Below are 22,933 nucleotides of genomic sequence, written 5' to 3'. Positions count from 1 at the left end.
AGATATTCATAAATCTATTTTAAATTTAAAATTGTCTTTTTCAAATTTTAAACTAGTTTTCCTAATAAATTCATTCTGATCTTTTATATTTAATACATTTTCAACAAAATCATTTAACTGATCATCAGAATTAATAGTATTCATAGCTTCTTTTAATAACTCTAATCCTCCTCTTTCTAAAACTTCATCAACTAATATAGCTGATATAATATATTCTGTTCCTATATTATTTATTTTAGGGAAATCTTGCGTAAAAGATAATTTTAAATCAGGTTTTTCATAGATAAACTTATTAAATTCTTTAAATACTTCCTTAGTTGATTTACCTAAACTAGCCTTAGGTGAATTATTATAAACACTTAATCCTGTTAAGAATAAATAATGAGAATTTATATATTTCTTATTTATTAAATGGATTAATTCATGTTTATAAAACTCCCCAGCATAATATGTTGACAAGAGGATATTTTTATTTTTATCAAAATATCCACATTCTTTCATTAATCCTTTAGTAGCAATATAATCAAGCCCTATTATTTCTGTTTGTTTATCACAATTTTCTGCAATATAATAATCTATTTTTTCATTATTTAAATCAAATAATTGATTAAGGCGATATATAAATTTATTTGCTTTTTTTGCTTCTTTAATACTAAACTTATAATCTTTTGGATAAAAATAATTGATTAAACCTACATTCTTTTTATTCCAATTTTGAGTTGAATTTTCTAAAAAATTTTCTAATTTATATTCTCCATTTTTATATACTACAATATATTTAACAATAGAAATAAGGTTTACATTTACTTCGTCCTGAATCCAATAAAACATTGATGCTATTTCATATTTATTATCAATTATTGGCTTTATATATAATAATTTATTATTAGTATACATTTCAAAAAAATTAGGAGAATATCCTGAAAGACTAATCAATAAATCTTCATTTCCATTCTCCCACATATTTTTATAGCTCAAATTATTATTAGCTCTTAATTCTACATATTTTTTCCAAAAACTATAAATAGGTTTTGTATTTCCATCCAAATAATCATATGTATATTGAATACTAGTAGTTTGTGAAAAAGTAAAATTACTGAATAATAAAAAAATATATAAAAATTTCATTCAACTTATGTTCTATCTTTCTTAAAATTAGAACCAATATAGTTATAATTTATTTTTTATAAAAAATCACAACATGATCATGTTGTTTTATCACGAGGTCATTTTCCAAAGTATACAGAAAAAGCAACCTAAATAGATTGCTTTTTCTGTATAATCATGTTTGTGATTAACATTATTTTCTCGGATTCTATTCAGAATCTATTTTTATTTTATTTGTTCTTGATTCATCAACTGATGTTCAATTTTTTGATCAATTTCTTTAAAGAAGCCAAAACCTTTTAGAATAATAATTACTCCAAAAATTAAAAGACAAATTCCAACTCCTTTCCTTACTAAAAATACTTTTTGATCTGTAAAACGTTTCTGTAATTTTCCGGCTAAAAATATTTTACCTAAATCAATTGTAAAATAGGTTAATAAAACAATTCCCATATATAACATAAAATCACATGCATTAGGATACTGTATTGATACTGAAGAAACAATTACAAACCAAAAAACGATAACACCAACATTCAATAAATTCATTATAAATCCATTGAAAAATGTTCTTACGTAATTATTATTCCCGCAATCAACTTCTCCTTCTATATGTAATTTTGGTTTAGAGAAATACATAAAAATCCCATAAATGAGAACAAAAAATCCTCCTATTATATATATCCTATAAAACTTGGGATGATTGGTTATATAACCAGTAAAATCTTTACTTCCAAAATATGCTGCCGAAATACATAAAATATCCGCAGCTATTACTCCTAAATCTAATACTACAGCGGTCTTCCAACTCCTACGTAAACTTGTTTCTATCAATAAGAAAAAAACAGGTCCAATAAGAATTGTACTTAATAAAAAACCTATCAGTATGGCTGAAAAAATTATTTCCATAACTAAATTAAGGCTTGCAAGATAAGCTTAAATAATGAAAACTAAGCATTAACTAGCTCAAAATCTAATTGCTTCTTAATTAAGTCAGCACTCAAAACTTTGATTTTTACCGGGCTTCCAAGCTGATATTTTATTTTTGTTTGCTTACCTATTAGGGCATGATTTTTTTCATCATAAACAAAATAATCCCCTTTCATAGCTCTAGATCTTATTAACCCTTCGCATCTTGTTTCTGGTATTTCAACAAAAATTCCATAATCTTGTACACCTGTTATAAATGCATCAAATGTTTGCCCAACAAATTGTTGCATGTATTTTACTTGCATATATTTTATTGATTCTCTTTCTGCTTCTGCCGCAATTTTTTCTCTAGAAGAACAGTGTTTAGCTTTATCTTCATAAACAGCTGCAGCTGGTGATTTTTTACCATCTAAATAATCTTGTAGTAAACGGTGCGCAATCATATCTGGATATCTACGAATTGGCGATGTAAAATGCGTATAATAATCAAATGCTAAACCGTAATGTCCTATATTTTCTGTCGTATATTTTGCTTTTGCCATTGTTCGCATAGCCAAGGTTTCAACCATATTTTCTTCTGGTTTTCCTTTTACATCTGCCAACAATTTATTCATAGAATTAATTGTTGTTTTTCTATCACCAATTTCTAATTCGTAACCAAACTGACGAATAAAATTCTTAAGATCTAATAATTTATCTGGATTAGGATCATCATGCACTCGATATATATAAGTATTTGCATTTTCTTTTCCATGCTTATCAAGACTTATAAATTCTGAAACTTTACGGTTACATAAAAGCATAAATTCTTCAATCAATTTATTAGAATCTTTGGACATTTTAAAGAAAATTCCTTGAGGATTATGTTCCTGATCTAAATCAAATTTAACTTCTACTTTATCAAAACTAACTGCCCCATATTTCAAACGTTTTTGACGCATTGTTTTTGCCAATCGATCTAAAGTTAAAATTTCATCTTTAAAATCTCCATCTTTCCCTTCTATAATTTCTTGTGCTTCTTCGTAAGTAAAACGTCTGTCTGAATGTGTTGCCGTTCTACCAAACCACGTTTTTACAACTTTTGCATTATCATCTAATTCAAAAACTCCAGAAAAAGTATATTTATCTTCGTTTGGTCTTAGAGAACATGCAACATTAGATAGTATTTCTGGTAACATAGGAACAACTCTATCGACTAAATAAACAGATGTTGCACGTTTGTATGCTTCTTGTTCTATTAATGTTCCAGGTCTTACATAATGAGTTACATCAGCAATATGAACACCTATTTCCCAATTTCCGTTTTCTAATTTTCTGATAGATAATGCATCATCAAAATCCTTTGCATCTTTTGGATCAATTGTGAATGTTGGTATATTTCGCATATCTCTACGATGTGCAACTTCAGCTTCATCAATAGATGTATCTAGATTATCTGCTTCTTGTTCTACTTCGTCAGGAAATTTATCTGGTAAATCATATTCCAATAAAATAGCATGTATTTCTACATCTGTATCTTCTGGTTTCCCTAAAATTCGCGTAATTTCTCCAAAAGGAGAATTAGAACCTTCTGGCCAATTCGTTAATTTAACAACTACTTTTTCTCCTGGTTTAGCATCATTAATTTTTTCCTTTGGGATAAAGAAATCATGATTTCCATTTTGCATGGTTACAAAACCATATTTTCCTTCTTTTCCTAATTCGAAAATTCCTGTAAACTCCGTTTTATTTCTTTCTACGATTTCTACAATTTCACCTTCTACTTTAGAAGAGTGTTTATTTTTCTTTGGATAAACATAAACACGAACTGTATCTCCAGCTAGAACATTTTTTGTTTTTCCTTTTTGTACAAAAACATCTTGCTCTAAACCATCTATTACAATATATGCATTTCCAGAAGCTGTTAAATCTGCAATACCAACCATATAATCTTTGGTTGCATTTATTTTATATTTTCCTCTATCTACTTCTGATATTTTTTTATCGGCTAATAAAACATTCAAATTTTTAATTAATAATTCTGTATCAATTCTATTTGTAAGTTTTAAGGCTGAAGCAATTTGTTTATAGTTTAAGGGCTTATTTGGGTTCTGAAATAAAACTTCTATGATAGACTTTGTAAACTTTGTAATGTTTTTGTCTTTTTTAGCCCTATTATTTTTAAAATTTTTTCTTGGCATAATTTGATTTTTTCAAAAATCTCTTCATTATATTTTGAGAGATTTGTATAAAATAGTTAATAACTAAACACTTTAAAACAATGATAATCAATATTATTTTAATAACTATTGATAAGGTGTTAATAACTACATAACCACTGCAAAGGTAGTTTTAGTTTTTCTAATTTAACAATTAACTATGAATTATATATTATTATAAGGATAAGAATAATTCTTATTAAAGAAGATATTTACTAAAATTACGCCAAAAAAAATGATATCATCTTTATCTGATTGTAGTTTTTAATAAAATAGATTGAATAAGCGAATGTTATTATCTCCTATTAACAATTTAAAATAGATTTATTTTACTAAATAACAATTAATTAACAGTTATTAAATTAGGTTATAAACATTGTTAATGACTTATATTTTATAGTTATTTGTATTATATTTTCTAATAAAAGAATATTTGCAATAATGATTGAAATGGAAATCCTTTGCGATGAGCAAAGATTGCAATGAAAAGCCTGATCCATAGGAATTGCCCAATAAATACTATGAATTAGTATAAACGAAGATTTATTGATTTGTAAACAATTATATTGTCTATTGTTTTAATATTATGTTGAGCAGATTGAGGAATGACATTATACTATAAGTTTAAACAACAGATATATAAAGTAGAAAATATAAAAAAGCACGAAGTTTATTTCGTGCTTTTTTATATTCTTATAATATATTAAGAACAAGCAATTTTATCTACTCGTCCTTGATGTCTTCCTCCTTCAAATTCAGTTTCTAAAAATGTTTTTACAATTTCTTCTGCATATTCATAAGCAATGAAACGAGCAGGTAAAGTAAGAACATTTGCATTGTTATGTTGTCTTGCTAAACGAGCAATATCTGTCATCCAACATAATGCAGCACGAATACCTTGGTGTTTATTTGCAGTCATTGTAACACCTTGTGCACTTCCACAAAGTAAGATTCCAAAATCTGCTTTTCCATCTTCTACAGCTTGTGCAGTTGGGTGAGCAAAATCTGGGTAATCAACACTTGATGTTGAGAACGCTCCAAAATCCTCTACTTCAAAACCTTGGCTTGTTAAGAAGTGTACTAATTTTTCTTTATATTCGAATCCTGCGTGATCCGATCCTATTGCAATTTTCATATAATTAACAGCTATTTTTGTTGTTTTTGTTTAAATAATTGTAAATCAATTGTTAAATTAATTTTATAATTTGTTAAAAGATGACTGAATAAAACTAATAACTTTTTGATCAAAAAATTTGGATTTCTAATTACAATTTCCAATTAGAAATAAAACAATTCAAGTCAAGTAAAACTTTTCATTTTGGCATAAAAGATTTACACATCGTTATGAATAGTTTTCACAAAACATCTTGCTAACAAAAGTTGTTTATTAACCATTTTAATAAAATGTTGATAGAATATCTAACTCTTTCATTACAAAACAAAATTACAAATAATAGCTTGTTAATTGTAATTAAATAAAATTTATCTCATTTTAGTTATCCACATATTAACAGTGCTAATAGTAATAGCATTTTTCTTTTTTTTTAATTTTTTAAAAATTTATAATCTAATATAATTATTATGTATTGTTAATAGTTGAAAATTGGAGAGAGAGATTTTATACTCTTCAATGAAAGTTTGATTACATTTGTCTAAACCAAAATTTCAAAATAATGAAAACGATCAATGATTACAATTTCAACAATAAAAAAGCATTAGTGCGTGTTGATTTCAATGTTCCACAAGATGAAAATTTAAATGTAACCGATGATACTAGAATAAAAGCAGCAAAACCAACAATTGATAAAATATTGAAAGATGGAGGTGCTGTAATATTAATGAGCCATTTGGGACGTCCAAAAGGAGAATTTAATGATAAGTATTCATTAAAACATATTGCATCAAAAGTTACTGAAATTTTAGGTGTAAATGTAATTGTTGCTAATGATGTAATTGGTGATGATGCAAAAGAAAAAGTAGCAAATCTAAAACCAGGTGAAGTTTTATTGTTAGAAAATGTTCGTTTTCATGCAGAAGAAGAAAAAGGAGATAAAGATTTTGCAAAGGCTTTAGCTAGTTTTGGAGATATTTATGTAAATGATGCATTTGGAACAGCTCATAGAGCACATGCTTCTACTGCTATTGTTGCTGAATTTTTCCCAGAAAATAAATGTTTTGGATTGTTAATGGAACAAGAATTAACAGCTATCAATAAAGTGTTAACTAGTGGTGAAAAACCTGTAACAGCAGTACTTGGAGGATCAAAAGTATCATCTAAAATTACAATTATTAACAATATCTTACCAGCAATTGATAACTTAATTATTGGTGGAGGAATGACATATACTTTTGTGAAAGCTGATGGTGGTAAAATAGGAATTTCTTTAGTTGAAAATGATAAATTAGATTTAGCAAAAGAAATTTTGGCAGAATGTGAAAAGCATAATGTAAAAGTATTTTTACCTGTAGATAATGTGATTGCTGATGACTTTAATAATGATGCTAACAAAAAAACTGTAAAATCAGATGAAATTCCTGACGGATGGATGGGAATGGATGTTGGAGCAGAGTCTTCTAAATTATTTGCAGATGTAATTGCACAATCTAAAACTATCTTATGGAATGGACCATTAGGAGTTTTTGAAATGCCAAACTTTGCTGTAGGTACAGTAGCTCTTGGAGATGCAATCGCTGAAGCAACAAAAAATGGTGCTTTTTCTTTAGTAGGAGGAGGTGATTCTGTTGCTTTTGTTAAACAATTTGGTTATGATGATAAAGTAAGTTATGTTTCAACAGGAGGAGGAGCTATGTTAGAATCTCTTGAAGGAAAAGAATTACCAGGAGTTGCAGCTATTTTAAATTAAAATAGAAAATTTCTTAAAAGCATAAAATCGGGTATTTAGCCCGATTTTTTTATGCGTTTAAATTAATTTATATTATTAATAACTGATTATTAACATGTTTATTTATAGATAAATTAACGTTTATTCATTATAGTAATTATCATAAAATAATTAACTTTAGTAAAATCTTTTAAAACAAACTAAATGGATAAATTAACTTCAAAATTTGACAAAATTTTAAAAGCATCAACCATAAACGGAAAAGTAGTTCATGATCCTGATGCAAGTAAAGAAGTAGTTCGTAATACAAAGGAAAAATCTTTTCCTTTCGCGGATCAAATAGGAACTTATCAACGTAATAAAGCAGTTCCATTAAAATCATTTGATAAAAGTAAAATATATATTGTAGGAAGTGGAATAGCAGGTTTAGCAACGGCTTATTATTTTATTCGCGATGGTCGAATTCCTGGAGAAAATATTACGTTTATAGAGCAATTACATCTTGAAGGTGGTTCTATGGATGGAGCAGGTAATGTTAATGATGGTTATATTATTCGAGGAGGACGAGAAATGGATTTTTCTTATGAAAATCTTTGGGATTTATTCCAAGATATTCCAGCTGTTGAATTACCAGAACCATATAGTATTTTAGACGAATATCGTTTGTTAAATGATAATGATCCTAATTATTCAAAATCACGATTAATTAATAATAGAGGACAAGTTAAAGATTTTAGTAAGTTTGGACTAAATAAGAAAGACCAATTGTCTTTAGTAAAATTGCTATTAAAAAAGAAAGAAGATTTAGATGATATTACAATTGAACAATACTTTAGTCAAACATTTTTAGAAAGTAATTTCTGGACGTTTTGGCGCACAATGTTTGCTTTCGAAAACTGGCATAGTTTACTAGAATGTAAATTGTATATGCACAAATTCTTACATGCTATTGATGGAATGAGAGATTTCTCTTGTTTAGTTTTCCCAAAATATAATCAATACGATACATTTATAAAACCACTTCGAGAATTTTTACAGAAAAAGGGTGTACAATTACAATTTGATACACTTGTAAAAGATTTAGATTTACATATAGATACAGAAGGAAAAGTTGTAAAAGGATTAATTACAGAGCAACATGGTGAGGAAAAAATAATTCCAGTATCTCAAGATGATTTTGTAATTATAACAACAGGTTCTATGACAGAGGATACTGCTTATGGAGATAATACAAAAGCACCACTTCTAGAAATAGATAATTCAACAAGTGGAATGAGTCCTGGATGGAAATTATGGAAAAATTTAGCTGCTAAATCTCCAATTTTTGGTCATCCAGAAAAATTTTGTTCTAACATAGAAAAATCTTCTTGGGAATCTGCAACTCTAACATGTAAACCATCAGCATTTACAGAAAAATTAAAAGAATATACAGTTAACGATCCATATTCTGGTAAAACAGCTACAGGAGGAATTATTACTATTACTGATTCTAATTGGTTAATGAGTTTTACTTGTAATCGTCAGCCACATTTTCCTACACAGCCAGATGATATATTAGTTATTTGGGTATATGCACTTTATATGGATAAAGAAGGTAATTATATTAAAAAGAAAATGCCAGAATGTACAGGAAATGAGATTTTAAGTGAATTATGTTATCATTTAGGAATAGAAGATAAAATAGATAATGTAATTGATAATACAATTGTACGTACATCTTTTATGCCTTATATAACATCTATGTTTATGCCAAGAGCAAAAGGAGATCGACCTAGAGTTGTACCAGAAGGATGTAAAAATTTAGGATTAGTTGGACAATTTGTAGAAACAAATAATGATGTTGTTTTTACGATGGAAAGTTCTATAAGAACTGCAAGAATAGCTGTATATCAGTTATTAAATTTAACGAAACAAGTTCCGGATATCAATCCATTACAGTATGATATTCGCCAATTAATAAAAGCTGCATCAACTTTAAATGATGATCAACCATTTGTGGGAGAAGGTTTATTGAAAAAAGTATTAAAAAATACATACTATGAACATGTTCTTCAGAAAACAGCAGATGGAGATGAAAAAGAATCATTCTTACAAGAACATTTCGGAAAATTTAAAGATTGGATAGGAGATATAAAAGAAAAATTCTAGTTATTAATTTTTGATTAATAGTTGTAAGCCTCACATTTATAATTTTTTAAATGTGAGGTTTATTTGTTTATAATTCTAAATAGATTATATTAGAATTCAATTTTGAATGATTCTAAGAACTATGAATGAGTTTAACCAACGATTAAATGATATAGAAAATCATTTTAAACAGAATGATTTAGATTTAGGCTATCGAAGATTAATTGATAGTATATTAGATTTGGGAGATTTACAATTCTATGAAAAAATTATAAATTATTCCAATTTTTATTACCAAGAATCTACTGATAAAGAGCAAAAAAAAGAAAAAGCTTTAGATATACTGAATGAATTAAAAAAAGCGTCTTTTCCTACAAACAAAGAAGATGAAACATTAATATCTATTCATCAATTAGAAAAAGTTTATACAAAAAGAAAATTCAAATTACATCCCATTACTTTTGATTTAAAATCGAGAGAAGTTGTAGGATTAGTTGGTGAAAATGGAAATGGAAAAACGACTCTGTTACGACTAATTTGTGGAGAATTAAAACAAACTTCAGGTATTATTAATTATCATTTTACAAAAGCAAAACCTTTTAGTTACGAACTAAAAACAGAGTTAGTTTATGTTCCTCAACGAATAGAATTATTGTATGGTTCTTTGATGGATAATTTACAGTTTACATTAGCTTGTTACGGAATCAATAATCAAGAAAATAAATTATTGTCAAAGGTAATGTTAGCTCGTTTAGGATTGTGGCCTTACAAGGATTTACAATGGAAAGAACTATCGTCTGGTTATAAAATGAGATTCGAATTAGCGAGAACATTATTACGTAGACCAAAAGTTTTATTATTAGATGAACCTTTGGCTAATTTAGATATACTTGCACAGAAAGTCATATTAGAAGATCTTAAATATTTATCTCAATCTATCCGAAATCCTTTTGGTGTTATTCTTAGTTCTCAACAATTGTATGAAGTAGAAAAAGTATCTACAGAAGTATTGTTTCTAGAAAATGGAAAGCTTAATATCCAGGGAGATAAACAAAATTTAGAAGATAAATCAACGATTCTAGAAATAGATGTTAATAACAATAAAGAGGAGTTATTAACAGTGTTATCTTCATTAGAATTAATAGAACTTAAGTTTAATGGCGGTGCTTATATTGCTTATTTCAATGAATCAATTTCAATGAATCAAATTTTATTAAAAATAGGAAAATCAAATCTACACGTAAAATATGTAAGAGATATTTCAAACTCTAGTCGTCGTTTTTTTGTTAACTAATCTATTTTACCATGTTCAAAAAATTAAATCAAAATTTAATTACAAAATATCCACTTATTTGGAATCTCAAATACATTTGGATTTTACTTGTAGCTCTTGTTATAAATAGTATTGCATTTATTAATGGATTTCTTTCTTTCAATAAAAAATCTCAATTACAAGAATTTCAACTTTTCAATAATTTTATAAATGAAGGAACGTTTGTTTATTATATTTTTATAAGTGTTATTCTCCTTATAATCTGGATTTATTTTTATATCAAAAACAACCGTTTCAAATCATTTTATCCAACATCAAGAAATTATTTATTCAAAGAATTTTTAGCTGTTTTTTCTCTATTTATTGTATTTCTATATATACCAAATTCCTATCAATTAGGAATAAAAACAAGAGTTGCTAATTATATGTCCGAAGATCAATATCTGAAAGATATAGACATTATAAACAGAGGACAAGCATTTACGTTACAACAAGGTTTTGGGTACAATAATTATTCAAGAAATTTATCTATTCCTGTTTTTGATACATTAGTTTCAGAACAGCAAACAAGACAATTATTCAACCAGAATTTAATAGAATTAAAAAAGCGAAATCCAAAATTAGTAAAGCAATTTTTAGAACCTTATTTTCGTAATGATGAATTTGAAACTTTATTAGCAGAACATTTTCCTCAACGAAAAAGCTATCAGCCCATAAATTTTAATAGAAATTATATTCGATTAACAAAAGAAATATCTGATAATTCAGATTATCCTTCATCTTATAATGAAGCAAGCGTAGTAGAAGCAGCAATTCCTTATGAAAATGATTTTGAAAAAGGAAATGACACTGTAGCATATACTTATATAAATTTAGCAAGCTTATATAATTATAGTAGTTTAGCTTTTGAAAATCCTAAAGACTCAACTAAAAATCATGAATATTATGATAAAGAGCTAATCACTTTATTACAGAAAAATAATCGAAACGATATTCAGAAATTATTAAATAGTTATAAAGAATTATTAGATAAAAATGAAATAGGCTATCGTCTAGAAAAAGCAAAATGGATAGATTATATTCCAAAATATCCTTATTATTTTATTGATTATCAATTAAACGATTTTAATAATGACTTAAAGAAAGCAGATTACATTAACCAAAGTGCTCTAAATATTATTTATAGTAATGTAGGGCAAGCTAAATACCAATCTTTTTGGTTAAACAACATACAATACTACATATTATCAGCATTAGTATTTACAATGTTACTAATTACATTCAGATTTAGCTCATTCAAAGTATGGTTAACAACTATTATAGGAGCAGGAATATTAGTTATTTTAGGAAGTGTAATAGGTTTAGCATTCAATTATATTTTAAGTAGTAATTATTTAGCATATATTATTCTATTTTTCTTTTATATCGTTTTCTTAATACTCACATTTTTTGGATTAAAAAATGGAAAAAATAAACTCATAACAGGAGTTAATCTTAATTGGTTTGTGTTAACCAATATATTTATAGCAATTTTTCTTTTAAGTTTTTACACACAAATAAGGGAAGATATATTGTATGATTATAAACAAGTAGAAAGTTTATATCAGTTCAGAGAAAAAAATAAGGAATTACAATTATTAGATCAATTAGCAGATATATTTCTTTATATCAATCCAATAATTTATGTTATAACTTTTTATTTTATCATAAACTTATATAAAAAATGGCAAGCAATGCCAGAAGAATAAAAAAATAAAAGCGAGTGACCAGCTCGCTTTTATAGATAATAAATTTAAGAAAAACTATCTAAGATAGATTTACAAAAACTCGGATTTTATTTTAATTTAAAAAAGCAATATTGCTTTACAACATTTATCATTCAAAACTATATTCTTACACCAACCATTATACTAAAAAATACTAAAAACTAATTTTTCTACTTAATCAATCATCATTTGGGCAATCCCTTCGGACCGCGCTTTCCATTTCAATCTTTGCTAGAACAAAAAATTATAAAATAACTAGCAAAGGATTTCCATTACAATCGCTATTGCGATTTTTAAGTAGAAAAGGGATTATAATAACTTTCGAAGAATTTCTAACAATATTGCTTTTTATAATTATTTCTGTTCTTTATGATTATGTTTCGGTCTTTTCTCACGATCTTGTTTGTACTGAGAAAATTGTTTTTTATCTAAAATTTGTTCTAATTTAGAATCGAAATCATCATTTTTAGGACCTTTATCCTTTTTCAATTTTTGATCTTTTTTACCTTCATTTTTAGAAAAGTTTTTTTCACGATCTTCTAATAAAGATTTTACTTTTTGTTTTTGAGAAGAAGATAAATTATAACCTTCAAAACGTTTTAACTCATCGTCAACAGTTGGGCGATTTTTTTTACTATGTTCCTTTTGAGGTTTTTCTCCTTGTGTACGTTCTTGTGCAGAAACTGATAAGACTACCAATAAACTTGCTAATAACATTAATTTTTTCATACTTGTCTTTTTATATTGTTTAACTTGATTTCTATAAACTATTTGTTTATTTCTTGTACCAAAGTTGTAATAAATAAAAACACTTAGAAAAAAATAGAGGTCAATAATATTTAATCGTCGGTAAATGAGATTATATCTTAAAAAAATTAAGATTAGATAAGGAAATTTTATTTTTATAAATACGGTTTTCGGTAATGTATTGAAAATTATATATTTTCTTATTCATACAGAATAAGATACTATTATAGAAAAAATTTTTCGAAGTTTTAAGTCAAAAATAGATTGTAATACTATCAATTAGTAGGATATTAAACGTAATAATAGAGAGTAATTTTCTATCTATTACGCTTTATAATTTTATTTTGCTTTAAACTGATTAATGGCTTTTTTAGTAAACTCTGATAAAACCAATTCACCAGATATTTTTGCACGATCTAGTAATAATTGATCCCAATTTTCTGTTCCTTCCCAAGATACATGTTTCATATGTTTCATTGCATCAGGATTATAATTTGATAATTTATTAGCCAAAGAATTAATTGAAAAATCCATTTCATCTGTTGTTGTAGAAACTTCAGCAAACAAACCTTTTTCTTTTGCCCATTGTGCTGTATAAAATTCTGTTGCATTAATTGTCATTTGCATAAATGCAGAAATACCTACTTTACGTTCTACAGCAGGACCAACCACAAAAGGACCAATTCCAATTGTTAGTTCAGATAATTTAACAGCTGCGAATTCTGTTGCAAACGTATAATCAGCTGCAGCAGCAATTCCAACTCCACCTCCAACAACTTTCCCATGTATTCGTGCAATAACAAATTTTGGAGCTAAACGAATTGCATTGATAACATGTGCAAAACCAGAGAAAAATTCTAATCCAGTTTCTTGATCTTTTATAGAAATTAATTCATCAAAAGATGCGCCAGCACAAAACGCTCTTTCACCACCACTTTTCAAGATGATAACTTTTACGTTATCATCATTTCCTAGTTTTTTTATTTCTTTTGCCAAATTTCTTAATTGACTTCCTGGCATTGAATTACTTTGTGGATGAAAAAATTCTATAGTTCCTATCCCGTTTTCTATTTCTGATTTTACGTAAGCGTCCATATTATAATTTGTTTTTATAAAATTCAAAAAGAAGAATTTATAAATAAATGTATATTAAGTATAATTTATATAAGCTAATTATTTATTTATTCTATTTACATCATGTTGACACTCTCTAAATATAATTCTTCAATAACCTAAAAATAACATTATACTATCAATTTAAATTTATAATAATAAGTTTAAATATCCTTAAAATTAAACATTATCCATAAATATTCAGTTTTTCATTTCAAAACCATAAATTCATTTTTTGCATCATAATTGCTGTTATCTTTTTTCAAAATAAAAAAAATGAAAAATAACTTACATGGAATAGATCACATAGGAATTACAGTACCAGATATAGATAAAGCAACAGAATTTTTTGTAAAAGGTTTGGATGCTGTTGTTTTGTATGATACATATACAAAAGATCAACCTCCAAGAGATTCAAATTTTACAAGAAAACGACTTGGAATAGAAGATGAAACTGCAGAATTAGCAATACGAATGTTAGCTTTACCAAATGGACCTGGTTTAGAATTATTTCAATTTTACAATCCACATCAAAATGGACCAATAACTCCAGCAGATATTGGTTTTCAACATTTGGCAATTTATGTTGATGATATGAATGAGGCTTTACAAAAAGTTGAAGAAGCTGGTGCAAAACGCAATTCGGATCCAGTTGCTTTAAGTGGATTAGAGGAGGGAGAAGGAAATGTTTTTTGTTATTGTAAAACACCTTGGGGATCGTCTTTAGAATTAATCTCTTATCCAACAAAACAACCTTATACAAAATTCTCTCCTCGAGAAAAATGGAAAGTTTGATTTTTTAATTGACGGTATAAATAGCTGTCAAAAATCATAAAAATAAGTGATAAGAGAAATTATCTTTGCTTTTAGAGCAATAAATTATAAATGATAAAAAAAATATTGATTTTACGATTTAAAATTCATTAATTTTTTATCAAAATCGCTCATAGTATAGCATTTACCTTAACAAAGTTTAACAATATTGTATGAAAGTTTTAGTCACTAAATAGATTGTAATTCTTAATTTTAGGAAAAATTTGAATCAATATTATAAACATTAATTTCAACGAAATTTTGGATATACAACTTTTAAATCAGCAAATAGAAGCTAAAAGCGAAAGCATAGCAAGATTAACGACAGAGATAAATAAAACCATTATCGGACAAGAGAAAATGGTTGAAAGCCTTTTAATTGGCTTACTTGGAAATGGACATGTTTTGTTAGAAGGTGTTCCAGGTTTAGCAAAAACATTGGCTATAAAAACATTATCAGAAGCTGTTGATGCTAGTTTTTCTCGTATTCAGTTTACACCAGATTTATTACCTGCAGATGTTGTTGGTACATTAATTTATAATGTAAAAGAGAATGATTTTCGTATAAAAAAAGGACCAATTTTCGCAAATTTTGTTCTTGCAGATGAGATTAACCGTTCTCCTGCAAAAGTTCAATCTGCGTTGTTAGAGGCAATGCAAGAGCGTCAAGTAACAATTGGTGATGAAACATATCCTTTACAAAAACCTTTTTTGGTACTTGCTACTCAAAATCCAGTTGAACAAGAAGGGACATATCCTTTGCCAGAAGCACAAGTTGACCGTTTTATGATAAAAACGGTAATCACATATCCTGAATTAGAAGCAGAACGATTAATTTTAAGAAATTCTATTAATCAAACTTTTCCAAAAATTGAAAAAGTAATTTCTATTCAAGATTTGTTAGAAGCTCGTGAAATGGTAAAACAAGTTTATATGGATGAAAAAATAGAAAAATATATCTTAGATATTATTTTTGCTACACGTTTTCCTGATAAAGTTGGTTTAGAGAAATTAGTTCCAATGATTTCTTTTGGATCTTCCCCTCGTGGGTCTATTAATCTAGCTCAAGCATCAAAAGTATATGCATTTTTACGTAAAAGAGCTTATGTAATTCCTGATGATGTTCGTGCTATGGCAAAAGATGTTTTACGTCATCGTATTGGAATTAGTTATGAAGCTGAGGCTGAAAATATAACTCCAGAAGAAATTATAGATAACATTTTAAATGTTGTTCCAGTACCTTAAAAAAATAAAATATTCTAAAATTTGGATGCTAAAGAAATCATCAAACGTGTAAAACGTATAGAATTAAAAAGTAAGCGAAAAGCAAGTAACCTTTTCATGGGTGAATATCATAGTTCATTCAAAGGAAGAGGTATGATTTTTAGTGAAATACGCCCTTATCAATATGGTGATGATGTACGAAATATTGATTGGAATAAAACAGCGAGATACAGCGAACCTTACGTTAAGGTTTTTGAAGAAGAGCGAGAGTTAACAATGTTTTTGTTGATTGATGTTTCTAATTCAGAAAATTTTGGAACACGTAAACAAATAAAAATGGAAACAATTGCTGAACTAAGTGCTACATTGGCTTTTTCGGCAACGACATACAACGATAAAATAGGATTAATTTTATATACAGATCGTGTAGAAAAATTTATTCCACCCAAAAAAGGAAAACAGCATGTTTTACGTTTGGTAAGAGAAATAGTTTCTTTTGAACCTAAAAACAAAGGGACAAACCTAGCTGTTGCTTTAGAGAGTTTTATGAATTTGGCAAGAAGAAAAGCAAACGTATTTATTTTGTCTGATTTTATTGATTCATCAGATTATGAAAAAGCATTGCGAATTGTGTCTAAAAAGCATGATGTAACTGGGATTAGAGTGTATGATGAAAAAGAACAAAGTTTTCCTGATATAGGTTTGGTTCACGTACAAGACAACGAAACAGGAGAGATACGATTAATTGATACATCGTCTAAAAAATTGCGTATGCAATACGCTCAATATTATAAAGATTTGAATCAACGTTATCAGTCAATATTCAAAAAAAATCAATCAGGTGCTCTAAGTATTCGTACCGATGAAGATTACATACGACCATTGTTGAATTATTTTAAAAGTCATAAAGCCTAATGAAGAATTTATTACTTTTAGTAAGTTTCATTCTTTTTCAATTTTCATTGGCTCAAGAAATTACACCAACTTTAGATCGAACAACGATAAAAATTGGTGAGCCAATAAAATATGAAGCAAAAATAGATTACAAGGAAGGAGATAAAATTACTTTTCCTACAATTTCTGATTCATTAAATTATCATATTTCTGTTTTAGATAGTAAGTTGGATACCGTAGAAAAAACAGGAAAATCACAAATTGTACAACATATAGATTTGACAAGTTTTGATGCTGGAAAATTCTCAATTCCATCAATTGTTATTCAAAAAAATGGAAAAGATTTTAAAACAAAAGCATTAGAAATTGAAGTAAAAGATGTTGAAGTTGATACAGCAAAGAATGCAATTTTTCCTATTAAAAATGTAATGGGAGAGAAGCTCTCTATTGGCGATTATTGGAATAGATATTGGTTATACGGAATCATTGCTTTAATTTTATTTATCATTGCAATTATATTGGTTGTATTGTATATCCGATCAAAATCATCTTTATCAAATTCAAATTCTTACAAAACACCATACGAAGAAGCTAAAGCTAGTCTTAAATCTTTAGATGCTAAAAAATATTTGAAAAGAGGAGAACAAAAAGAATACTACACACAACTATCTTTTATTTTGAGAAGATATTTAGGTCGCGTTTATAATTTTTCTGCTTTAGAATTTTTATCTGATGATTTAGTAAGATTTATTTCTGAAAAAGAAGATATTTTACCTGAAGATATTCAACAATTTAAACGATTTTTATTTGATTCTGATTTAGTGAAATTCGCTAAACAAACCATTGATGATTCAAAAAGTGAAACATATAGAAAATGGGTGGAAGAATTTGTGGATCGTGTAAAACCATTAGAAATTCCTCAGAACGAAGACTTGAAAAAAGATCAAGTTACAGGAGAAAATTATAAACAATTTGATAATAATTAAAAATGCTAAATTTTGAATTTCAAAATCCTTGGATTTTAGTATTATTACTTGTTTTACCATTCTTTATTTTTAGAGAAATAAAAAAGACAAGCGAGAAGAAAGCATCCTTAAAATTACCATCAATCAAAGCATTTGGAGGAGCAAGAAGTTCACTTTCTGCATACAAACCTCTTTTGTTTTTGATAAGAATGTTTGCATTAGCATTGTGTATTATTGCACTTGCTCGCCCAAGATATGTGGATGTTACAACAAAAGTAAAATCCGACGAAGGAGTAGATATTCTTTTATCTGTTGATACATCGTTAAGTATGTTAGCAAAGGATTTAAAACCAGATCGTTTAACAGCATTAAAAGATGTTGCCAAAGATTTTGCTTTAGGTAGAAAAACTGACCGTATTGGTTTAGTCGAATATTCAGGTGAAGCTTTAACAAGAGTTCCTTTAACAACCGACAGAGATGTTCTTACTCAAGAAATTGAATTATTACATTCTGGAGGATTAGAAGACGGAACTGCAATTGGAATAGGATTGGCAACTGCTGTAAATCATCTTAAAAATAGTAAAGCAAAATCAAAAGTAATTATTCTTATTACTGATGGAGTAGAAAGTATTAATCCTTCGGGAGATCTACTCTACATTTCGCCAAGACAAGCAGCTGACATTGCAGCACAAAAAGGTATAAAAGTATATACGATAGGAATAGGGTCTAATGGAATGGCTCCTATGCCAGTTGGTTATGATATGTTAGGCGATTATGTTTTTGACATGCGTCCTGTTGAACTAGATGAAAAGTTATTAACTGATATTGCAGATAAGACAGGAGGTTTATATTTCCGAGCAACAAGTAACCAAAGTTTAAAAGATATTTATAAAGAAATTGATAAGTTAGAGAAATCTGAAATTAACGAAATAAAATATTATAATTATACAGAATTATTTGCTCGTTTTCTTTTACCAGCATTTCTTTTATTAGTTTTAGAAGCAATTTTACGTAGAACAATTTTTAAAGAATTAATCTAATGCAGTGGGGAGAATTACATAATATTTGGTTAATATTTTTATTGTTTATCGTTATTTATCTTTCTATTACGGTTTATCAATGGCGAGAAAAAATCAAGAAAACATTTGCTGACAAAGAATTATTTCCGTTTGTTTTTCCTATTACTTCTTCAAGAAAATATGGATTCAAATTAATAGCATTTTGTGTTGCCTTATTTTTGATTATTATAGCATTAATGGATCCTTTATTCGGAAATAGAGATGTAAAAGTAAAGAGAGAAGGAATAGATATGGTCTTCTTGTTGGATTTATCCTCTAGTATGAATACACAAGATGTTGCACCATCTCGTTTAGAAAAAGCAACAAAATTAATTACTGAAACACTTGGTCAATTAGGAGGAGATAGAGCTTCTTTAGTTGCTTTTGCAGCGAATGCATATACTATTTCTCCATTAACGAATGATTATGCAGCAATAGAAAGCTATTTACAAAATGTAAATACAGATTTAATATCTAGTCAAGGAACAAACTATTTAAATGCAATACAAGAAGCAGTTAAAGCATTTAAAGGATCAGCGAATTCTAGCCGATTAATTGTTTTAATTTCTGATGGAGAAGATAATGAAAATACAACTAATCAAGCCGTAAAATTAGCTAAGGATAACAATATAAATATTGTAACAATTGGTGTAGGAACAGAAAAAGGAGGTCCAATTCCTGTTTATACAAATGGTTATGCTGAAGATTATAAAAAAGATGAAACTGGATCAACAGTTATTAGTCATTTAGAAGATAAGAATCTAAGAGAATTAGCACAAAATACCAGCGGAACTTATATTCATTTAGAAAATACACAAGAAGCTTTATCTGCATTAACAATGTATAAAGCGAAATTGGCTAAAAATGAAATAGCTAGTTCTACAACGAGAGATATGAACCATATTTATCAAATCTTTTTGGGGATAGCGGTATGTTTACTTTTTGTGGAATTATTAACATCTGAGTATAAAGTTTTTAACAAAAAGAAATAGTAAGTTTGTCAAGTAAAATGATGTATATTTTTAAACAAATAGGATTTTTAGGAATAATGTTTTTTTCCGTTTTTGCTTATAGTCAATCAAAGGCAAAAACATACATTGTTGAAGGTAATAATTATTACGAAAAAGGCAAATATGATAATGCTGAAAACGCTTATAAAAAAGCAGCAATGGAAGACCCTACTTCTGTAAAAGCAAATTACAATTTAGGAAATGCATTATTTCAACAAAGAAGATATAAAGAAAGTATAGTACACTATAAAAAATCGGCAGAAATGTCAAAAACTAAGAATGATAAACATTTAGCTTATCATAACTTAGGAAATGCTTTTATGCAAGAAAAAGATTATCAAAATGCAATTGATAATTACAAAAATGCGCTGAAAAATGATCCTAATGATAATGCAACTCGTTATAATTATGCCTTAGCTAAGAAAATGCTGGAAAAAGAAAAAGAGAAGCAAAAAGACAAAAAGGATAATAAAAAAGATCAAGATCAACAAAATAAGCAAGATCAAAATCAACAGCAGCAAAATCAAAACAAAAATCAGCAACAACAGCAAAATCAAAATCAGAATCAATCTCAAGATCAACAATCGAATCAGCAGAAAGAACAAAATAAAGGGGCGAATCCTAAATCTGGTGGAGAGAATGGAAATAATAAAGGTCAAGGGAATAATCCTTCTCCAGAAATCAAACAAGGAAGTAAGGGAGATGGAAAAGAACAAGATAACGCAAAGAATAATGAAAGTGAAGGCATGTTAAAAGCTCTACAAAATCAAGAAGCTAAAACACAGCGAAAAATTATTCAACAAAAAGCAGAGAAACAACGAACAACAACATCTAAGGATTGGTAATGACAACAACAAGAGTTATAAATAGCTTTTTATTGTTTGCACTAACATCAATAACGACGTTAGCACAACAAATTTCTTTTAAATCTGAGGCGGATAGAAATCAAGTCAGTTTAGGAGAAGCATTTAGTGTGGGCTTTTTTATCGAATCTAATACAGATAGTTATTCTATAGATCGCCCAATGAAATATCCAGATCACAAAGGTTTGCAAGTAGTTGGAGAACAACGTTCGCAAAATATTTCTTATGTGAATGGAAAAGGAGTTATAGAAGATGGAATTATTTTGTCTTTTGTAGCTGAAAAAGAAGGAAAATATCAAATTGGAGCAGCAAAAGTTGTTATCAATGGAAAAACATATTCTTCTAAACCGATAAGTATTACTGTAAAAGAAGCAGGAATTGCTCATTCTAATTTTAGAAGGAGTGGAGTAAATCAGCAGCCTGTATTTTTAGAAAGTAAAGTTTCTAAAACAAATCCTTATGTAAACGAACAAGTTGGTTTATCTGTAAAATTATATGCTAAGGATTTATCTTACCTTAATCGTAAACAAAATTTTAGACAAGGTAATTTAGATGGTCTTAGTCCAAAAATTGTAAAAAGTTCTCCAGAGAATATAAAACAAGAGATTGTCGCTGGGAAACAATACTTTTCGGAAGAAATTGCTCGTTATTATGTATTTCCTCAGAAACCAGGTAAAATAGAAATTGATCCTTTTTCTGTCGATGTTATTCTACCTTCAACCTATGGAATAGAACCTGTAGAAGTACGTAGTAATTCAGTAACTATTACAGCCAAGGCTTTACCTGAGGAAGGAAAACCAAAAAACTTTAATGGGGCAGTTGGTCAATTTAAATTAAATACGACTGTTGATAAAAAGGAGTTATCAACCAATGAAAGTGTAAATTATGATGTTGAAGTTGTAGGTTCAGGAAATTTTAATTCAATTAATTTACCTGAAGTAAAAACACCTAAAGAAATCGAAAAATTTTCCCCTAAAAAACGTGATGCATATAAAACATATGATACAGGTATGAAGGGTAAAGTTGCTGAGCAAACTGTTTTAGTTCCTAATAGTGAAGGTTCTTATACCATTTCTCCAGTTGAGTTTAGTTATTTTGATCCTGTAAAAGAACAATATGTAACTTTAAAATCAGATTCGGTTAATTTAAAAGTAAATCAGTCAGAAGATTCAGAAAATAGTAAATCAACAGAAATAGCCAATAGTTCATCAGGTAATCCTTTTTCTGATATTATAGAAAATGTAAATGATAATAAACAATGGTTATTATTTACAGGAAGTCTTGTTTCTATTGCAGCATTAGGTTTCTTCTTCTTTAAAAAGAAAAAGAAATCGGGTGAAATAAATAATGATGTTGAAGAAGAAATTATAAAACCAATTAATGAAACTTTAGATCATTCTACAAATGATAAATTTAAACCTCAAAAACAAAAATTTGTAATTGTAGAAAAATCTGAGATTAGTGATGATTTAATTATTCAAGATTTAGAAGAATTGGAACAAAAAATCAATACAGAGGACCCGAAAGAGTTTTATAAGTTGCAGGAAAAGATTTTATCTAATGTAGCAATGAAAAAAACAAATACAGATTTGGCTCATTTTTCAGAAGATTTAATCACAAATAAATTAACCAATACAGCTATTGATGCAGAAATTATATCACAATGGAAATTGTTGCTTAGTAATGCACAAAAAGCAAAATATGCGTTTGGTGGATTAAATCAAGATTTGGAAGATGTTTACCAAGAAACTGTTCTTATTGTAGAAGAATTAATGAGTAAGTAATATTAAATTTTTTAAATATAGAAAAGGGATGAATTCTTATATAGGATTTGTCCCTTTTTATTTTTTACAATTCATCCATCAATTTTTACAGTTCGGTAATGTTTACTTTTTACTGCTAAATAATTATATGAAATTTGATTCAACAATTATAAATTACTCTTTAACAAGCTCAGAGTGACATTCGTAAGAGTAAGTAAACGTAAGATTGTTTTTTATGT

The 22,933-nt window shown here is 27.6% G+C and carries 18 protein-coding genes; 12 read left to right on the top strand and 6 right to left on the bottom strand.

All coding sequences use genetic code 11. The annotated features are described in order from the left end of the window. Positions 1-6: 6 nt before the first annotated feature. The 4 genes from RT575_RS04850 to rpiB form a co-directional block, all read right to left on the bottom strand. Positions 7-1,128, bottom strand: coding sequence for a hypothetical protein (locus RT575_RS04850; protein ID WP_313579242.1), 1,122 nt, complete (start codon positions 1,126-1,128; stop codon positions 7-9). Between the two features lie 204 nt (positions 1,129-1,332). Next, positions 1,333-2,016: a LysE family transporter gene (locus RT575_RS04845; RefSeq protein WP_313384696.1), complete on the bottom strand. Its 684-nt coding sequence runs from the start codon at positions 2,014-2,016 to the stop codon at positions 1,333-1,335. A gap of 41 nt (positions 2,017-2,057) precedes the next feature. Beyond that, the gene (gene rnr, locus RT575_RS04840; protein ID WP_313384694.1) at positions 2,058-4,217 is read right to left on the bottom strand and encodes a ribonuclease R; all 2,160 of its coding nucleotides are present in this window, start codon (positions 4,215-4,217) and stop codon (positions 2,058-2,060) included. 721 nt (positions 4,218-4,938) lie between these two features. Beyond that, complete coding sequence (gene rpiB, locus RT575_RS04835) at positions 4,939-5,370, bottom strand: ribose 5-phosphate isomerase B (protein ID WP_313375753.1); 432 nt, start codon at positions 5,368-5,370, stop codon at positions 4,939-4,941. Between the two features lie 538 nt (positions 5,371-5,908). Here rpiB and RT575_RS04830 point away from each other — a divergent pair. The 4 genes from RT575_RS04830 (at position 5,909) to RT575_RS04815 (ending at position 12,226) form a co-directional block, all read left to right on the top strand. Continuing rightward, on the top strand, positions 5,909-7,099 hold the full coding sequence (locus tag RT575_RS04830; RefSeq protein WP_313579239.1) for a phosphoglycerate kinase: 1,191 nt from the start codon (positions 5,909-5,911) through the stop codon (positions 7,097-7,099). Positions 7,100-7,282: 183 nt separating this feature from the next. Continuing rightward, a complete protein-coding gene (locus tag RT575_RS04825; RefSeq protein WP_313579237.1) occupies positions 7,283-9,226 on the top strand; it encodes an oleate hydratase in 1,944 nt (647 codons plus the stop codon). 121 nt (positions 9,227-9,347) lie between these two features. Then, complete coding sequence (locus tag RT575_RS04820) at positions 9,348-10,499, top strand: ABC transporter ATP-binding protein (RefSeq protein WP_313579235.1); 1,152 nt, start codon at positions 9,348-9,350, stop codon at positions 10,497-10,499. 11 nt (positions 10,500-10,510) lie between these two features. Beyond that, the gene (locus RT575_RS04815; protein WP_313579233.1) at positions 10,511-12,226 is read left to right on the top strand and encodes a hypothetical protein; all 1,716 of its coding nucleotides are present in this window, start codon (positions 10,511-10,513) and stop codon (positions 12,224-12,226) included. A 372-nt stretch (positions 12,227-12,598) separates the two neighbouring features. On the opposite strand, the gene RT575_RS04810 is transcribed toward RT575_RS04815, so the two are convergent. Both RT575_RS04810 and RT575_RS04805 read right to left on the bottom strand, forming a co-directional pair. Next, complete coding sequence (locus RT575_RS04810; RefSeq protein WP_313579231.1) at positions 12,599-12,973, bottom strand: hypothetical protein; 375 nt, start codon at positions 12,971-12,973, stop codon at positions 12,599-12,601. Positions 12,974-13,330: 357 nt separating this feature from the next. Next, positions 13,331-14,086: an enoyl-CoA hydratase/isomerase family protein gene (locus RT575_RS04805; protein ID WP_313579229.1), complete on the bottom strand. Its 756-nt coding sequence runs from the start codon at positions 14,084-14,086 to the stop codon at positions 13,331-13,333. Between the two features lie 294 nt (positions 14,087-14,380). Here RT575_RS04805 and RT575_RS04800 point away from each other — a divergent pair, with 294 nt between their 5' ends. The 8 genes from RT575_RS04800 to RT575_RS04765 all read left to right on the top strand — a co-directional run bounded on the left by RT575_RS04800 (position 14,381) and on the right by RT575_RS04765 (position 22,715). Then, positions 14,381-14,899 (top strand): VOC family protein, encoded by a 519-nt coding sequence (locus RT575_RS04800; protein WP_313579227.1) that lies wholly within the window; start codon positions 14,381-14,383, stop codon positions 14,897-14,899. Between the two features lie 261 nt (positions 14,900-15,160). Then, entirely contained in the window at positions 15,161-16,162 is a 1,002-nt protein-coding gene (locus tag RT575_RS04795; protein ID WP_409515946.1) for an AAA family ATPase, read from the top strand. Positions 16,163-16,183: 21 nt separating this feature from the next. Next, a complete protein-coding gene (locus RT575_RS04790; RefSeq protein ID WP_313579224.1) occupies positions 16,184-17,056 on the top strand; it encodes a DUF58 domain-containing protein in 873 nt (290 codons plus the stop codon). Continuing rightward, positions 17,056-18,021 (top strand): BatD family protein, encoded by a 966-nt coding sequence (locus tag RT575_RS04785; protein WP_313579222.1) that lies wholly within the window; start codon positions 17,056-17,058, stop codon positions 18,019-18,021. The genes RT575_RS04790 and RT575_RS04785 overlap by 1 nt, the downstream gene beginning before the upstream one ends. Positions 18,022-18,023: 2 nt before the next feature. Further along, positions 18,024-19,040, top strand: a complete 1,017-nt coding sequence (locus tag RT575_RS04780) for a VWA domain-containing protein (protein ID WP_313384664.1) — start codon at positions 18,024-18,026, stop codon at positions 19,038-19,040. Further along, positions 19,040-20,050 (top strand): vWA domain-containing protein, encoded by a 1,011-nt coding sequence (locus tag RT575_RS04775; protein WP_313376680.1) that lies wholly within the window; start codon positions 19,040-19,042, stop codon positions 20,048-20,050. Before RT575_RS04780 ends, RT575_RS04775 begins: the two co-directional genes overlap by 1 nt. A gap of 17 nt (positions 20,051-20,067) precedes the next feature. Beyond that, entirely contained in the window at positions 20,068-20,913 is an 846-nt protein-coding gene (locus tag RT575_RS04770; protein WP_313384662.1) for a tetratricopeptide repeat protein, read from the top strand. Next, complete coding sequence (locus RT575_RS04765; RefSeq protein WP_313579219.1) at positions 20,913-22,715, top strand: BatD family protein; 1,803 nt, start codon at positions 20,913-20,915, stop codon at positions 22,713-22,715. Before RT575_RS04770 ends, RT575_RS04765 begins: the two co-directional genes overlap by 1 nt. Positions 22,716-22,933 lie beyond the last annotated feature (218 nt).

This window comes from Chishuiella sp. (assembly GCF_032109125.1).
GTDB lineage: Bacteria > Bacteroidota > Bacteroidia > Flavobacteriales > Weeksellaceae > Empedobacter.
Note: the sequence above shows the minus strand (reverse complement) of the source record. Positions and strands in the feature narration are given on the sequence as shown.

Bases quoted from the DNA above. Each gene is read 5' to 3' on its own strand.
- RT575_RS04830 (WP_313579239.1), top strand. From the start codon at position 5,909: ATGAAAACGATCAATGATTACAATTTCAACAATAAAAAAGCATTAGTG.
- RT575_RS04765 (WP_313579219.1), top strand. From the start codon at position 20,913: ATGACAACAACAAGAGTTATAAATAGCTTTTTATTGTTTGCACTAACA.
- RT575_RS04850 (WP_313579242.1), bottom strand. From the start codon at position 1,128: ATGAAATTTTTATATATTTTTTTATTATTCAGTAATTTTACTTTTTCA.
- RT575_RS04825 (WP_313579237.1), top strand. From the start codon at position 7,283: ATGGATAAATTAACTTCAAAATTTGACAAAATTTTAAAAGCATCAACC.
- RT575_RS04785 (WP_313579222.1), top strand. From the start codon at position 17,056: ATGAAGAATTTATTACTTTTAGTAAGTTTCATTCTTTTTCAATTTTCA.
- RT575_RS04780 (WP_313384664.1), top strand. From the start codon at position 18,024: ATGCTAAATTTTGAATTTCAAAATCCTTGGATTTTAGTATTATTACTT.
- rpiB (WP_313375753.1), bottom strand. From the start codon at position 5,370: ATGAAAATTGCAATAGGATCGGATCACGCAGGATTCGAATATAAAGAA.
- RT575_RS04810 (WP_313579231.1), bottom strand. From the start codon at position 12,973: ATGAAAAAATTAATGTTATTAGCAAGTTTATTGGTAGTCTTATCAGTT.
- RT575_RS04815 (WP_313579233.1), top strand. From the start codon at position 10,511: ATGTTCAAAAAATTAAATCAAAATTTAATTACAAAATATCCACTTATT.
- RT575_RS04800 (WP_313579227.1), top strand. From the start codon at position 14,381: ATGAAAAATAACTTACATGGAATAGATCACATAGGAATTACAGTACCA.
- RT575_RS04775 (WP_313376680.1), top strand. From the start codon at position 19,040: ATGCAGTGGGGAGAATTACATAATATTTGGTTAATATTTTTATTGTTT.
- RT575_RS04805 (WP_313579229.1), bottom strand. From the start codon at position 14,086: ATGGACGCTTACGTAAAATCAGAAATAGAAAACGGGATAGGAACTATA.
- RT575_RS04770 (WP_313384662.1), top strand. From the start codon at position 20,068: ATGATGTATATTTTTAAACAAATAGGATTTTTAGGAATAATGTTTTTT.
- RT575_RS04845 (WP_313384696.1), bottom strand. From the start codon at position 2,016: ATGGAAATAATTTTTTCAGCCATACTGATAGGTTTTTTATTAAGTACA.
- rnr (WP_313384694.1), bottom strand. From the start codon at position 4,217: ATGCCAAGAAAAAATTTTAAAAATAATAGGGCTAAAAAAGACAAAAAC.
- RT575_RS04820 (WP_313579235.1), top strand. From the start codon at position 9,348: ATGAATGAGTTTAACCAACGATTAAATGATATAGAAAATCATTTTAAA.